4 protein-coding genes are annotated in these 2,319 nt (G+C 35.7%); all 4 read right to left on the bottom strand.

What is annotated here, in order from left to right; translation table 11 throughout:
* Nucleotides 1–64: 64 nt before the first annotated feature.
* A complete protein-coding gene (locus tag BUB08_RS20465; protein WP_175550065.1) occupies nucleotides 65–217 on the bottom strand; it encodes a hypothetical protein in 153 nt (50 codons plus the stop codon).
* A gap of 6 nt (nucleotides 218–223) precedes the next feature.
* Nucleotides 224–1,057: a SecDF P1 head subdomain-containing protein gene (locus BUB08_RS19905; protein ID WP_139249816.1), complete on the bottom strand. Its 834-nt coding sequence runs from the start codon at nucleotides 1,055–1,057 to the stop codon at nucleotides 224–226.
* Between the two features lie 411 nt (nucleotides 1,058–1,468).
* On the bottom strand, nucleotides 1,469–1,618 hold the full coding sequence (locus BUB08_RS20460) for a hypothetical protein (protein ID WP_175550061.1): 150 nt from the start codon (nucleotides 1,616–1,618) through the stop codon (nucleotides 1,469–1,471).
* 412 nt (nucleotides 1,619–2,030) lie between these two features.
* Nucleotides 2,031–2,180 (bottom strand): hypothetical protein, encoded by a 150-nt coding sequence (locus tag BUB08_RS20455; RefSeq protein ID WP_175550064.1) that lies wholly within the window; start codon nucleotides 2,178–2,180, stop codon nucleotides 2,031–2,033.
* Nucleotides 2,181–2,319 lie beyond the last annotated feature (139 nt).

Here is a 2,319-nt window from a genome sequence, read left to right as displayed (position 1 = left end):
ATATCAAATTACAAACTTTGAAAAGTGTAAACTATGTCCCTTTAACTTTGTAACGGATGTCCCTTTATCGTACCAAAATTACATGTAACGGTTGGTACATGTTGTCGGGGCGGTCAGACGAGAGTCTGACCAGTCCGACCGAAACTGAGGTTGGGACGAGATTCGACGTGTCGAATCCGCACAAACCCAGCCATGCCTTATACCACGTGTTAGCCATAGTTTTTTATTTTTCTTTTAAAATTTCAATCATCTTGTCAATTTCTTCCTCTGTAAAATCTCCACTTATACTAGCTCTCCCTCCAATAATTTCGGAATTCACAATCGGCATCGAAACAATGTGCTTTGCAATTACAATTGGTATTGGTTTCCCAATATTCTCTTTTGTCAATAAGTAAAACTTTCTTGCACCGTCTTTTGTGAACACTATACTAATTTCAGCTCGGTCATTATAATTACTATAAGTCTTTTTTACTTCCAAAATATCTCTTGAAGTTAAGGACGGCTTATCAGCTAATTGTACTTTTTCATTTGTCGTAGAGTAGGAATAATTTACAGTTTCATAAAAACCATCTTCCTTATCAACTGGTATTGGTTCAAATTTCTTTGTTGGTTTTTCAACAGTTTCACTGAATTTTTTAGTTATTCCATCAATTTCATTGTCTATATCTTTAAACTTGGAATTGATTACTTTATAAGTCTCATTTGAATTAAAAAATTTTTCGAAAGCACTGGTCTGAATAAAATCATAGATTTCATTTATTTCTTTGTCACTAAAAATTTCATTAAAAGCAGAACTAATCCTTTTTGCTATTTCTTTATCTGATAATTGGTTCTCTATTTCTACGATTTTAATGCTGTCTTCTCCTGACGCTTGATATTTTAATGGCTCAATCTGAAATTTATAATTTGTTTTTTGGTTCTCAATCAGATTCAACTTATCTATAATTGCTGCGGTCTTTTCTTGTCTGTTTTGTCCGCAACTAGTCAAACTAAATGATATTAAAATCAATCCGATTGTAAGTATTCTCGTTTTTGTACTAATCATTCTATTTGTCATTGAGAGTCTTTTTGTTAAAATTATGGCTAACGGCCGGGTGCATGTTTGCGAAGCGGATTCCGAAGAGATTTTCCGTCCGGCAGGACGAAGAAAATCGAAACGAGAATCCGCGGTTGGCAAACCGCCAAAACCCGCTATGCAATATGCACATTGTTACAGCGCGTTTTTGTCTTTATTTTCTTGTCTATCTTGTCAAGTTGTAAAATGTTGTTTTGGGGTTGCTCCACTCCTACTCCGTCATTAACTTTTTCCTATTTCCTTTTCTTTCTGTTTTACAAAAAGAGAAGTCAATATTTAGTCGTTTTCACTCATTAATTGTCTGTCTATTTTTGAGCTAAATTTATTCATTTTATAGCCAACCTGGTCAACAAAAATTCGATATTCTTTCTCTTTTTTCAAAGCTCCGCTTCCTCAGTTACATTTCATTTGTCGTTGAGGAATAATTTTTTCTGCTTCGCTCTTTTCTTTGTTTTCTTCTTTTCTCTTCCAAATCTGGCTGACTGTCCAGAAATCCTGTGCTTGTCGTTTTTCTTTTCCTTTCTTGTCTTTGTCTTTTTGCAATAGATTTTTAGTTGTTAATCCGTTCCTTTTTCAAATGCGCTGGTAACGGCCGGGTGCATGTTTGCGAAGCGGATTCCGAAGAGATTTTCCGTCCGGCAGGACGAGGAAAATCGAAACGAGAATTCGCGGATGGCAAACCGCCAAAACCGCTATGCAATATGCACATTGTTACAGCGCGTTTTTGTCTTTATTTTTTGTCAAGTTGTAAAATGTTGTTTTGGGGCTGTTTCACTCCGTCATTTACTTTTTTCTATTTCCTTTTCCTTGTCTTTCTATTTTGCAAAAAAGTTGATGTTTAGTCGTTTTTACTCTTTAATTGTCAGTCAATTTTTGAGCTAAATTTATTCATTTTCCAGCCAATCCAGGCAACCAAAATTCGATATTCTTTCGCTTTTTTCAAAGCTCCGCTTCCTCAGTTACATTTCATTTGTCTTTGAGGAATAATTTTTTCTGCTTCGCTCTTTTCTTTGTTTTCTTCTTTTCTTTCCAAAATCTGGCTGACTGTCCAGAAATCCTGTGTTTGTCTTTTCTCTTTTCCTCTCTTGTCTTTGTCTTTTTGCAATAGGTTATTATTTGTTAATCGGCTTTTTTTTCAAATGCGCTGGTAACGGTCAAGTGCATGTTGCGAAGTGGATTCCGAAGAGATTTTCCGTCCGGCAGGACGAAGAAAATCGAAACGAGAATCCGCGGATGGCAAACCG

The organism is Mariniphaga anaerophila, from assembly GCF_900129025.1.
Taxonomy (GTDB): Bacteria; Bacteroidota; Bacteroidia; order Bacteroidales; family Prolixibacteraceae; genus Mariniphaga; species Mariniphaga anaerophila.
The sequence above is the reverse complement of the archived record's forward strand: the minus strand, read 5'-3'. Positions and strand labels throughout refer to the sequence as shown.

What these genes read in the sequence shown, in the direction of transcription:
- BUB08_RS20465 (WP_175550065.1), bottom strand. Translation starts at nt 217, where the DNA reads ATGGCTAACACGTGGTATAAGGCATGGCTGGGTTTGTGCGGATTCGAC.
- BUB08_RS19905 (WP_139249816.1), bottom strand. Translation starts at nt 1,057, where the DNA reads ATGACAAATAGAATGATTAGTACAAAAACGAGAATACTTACAATCGGA.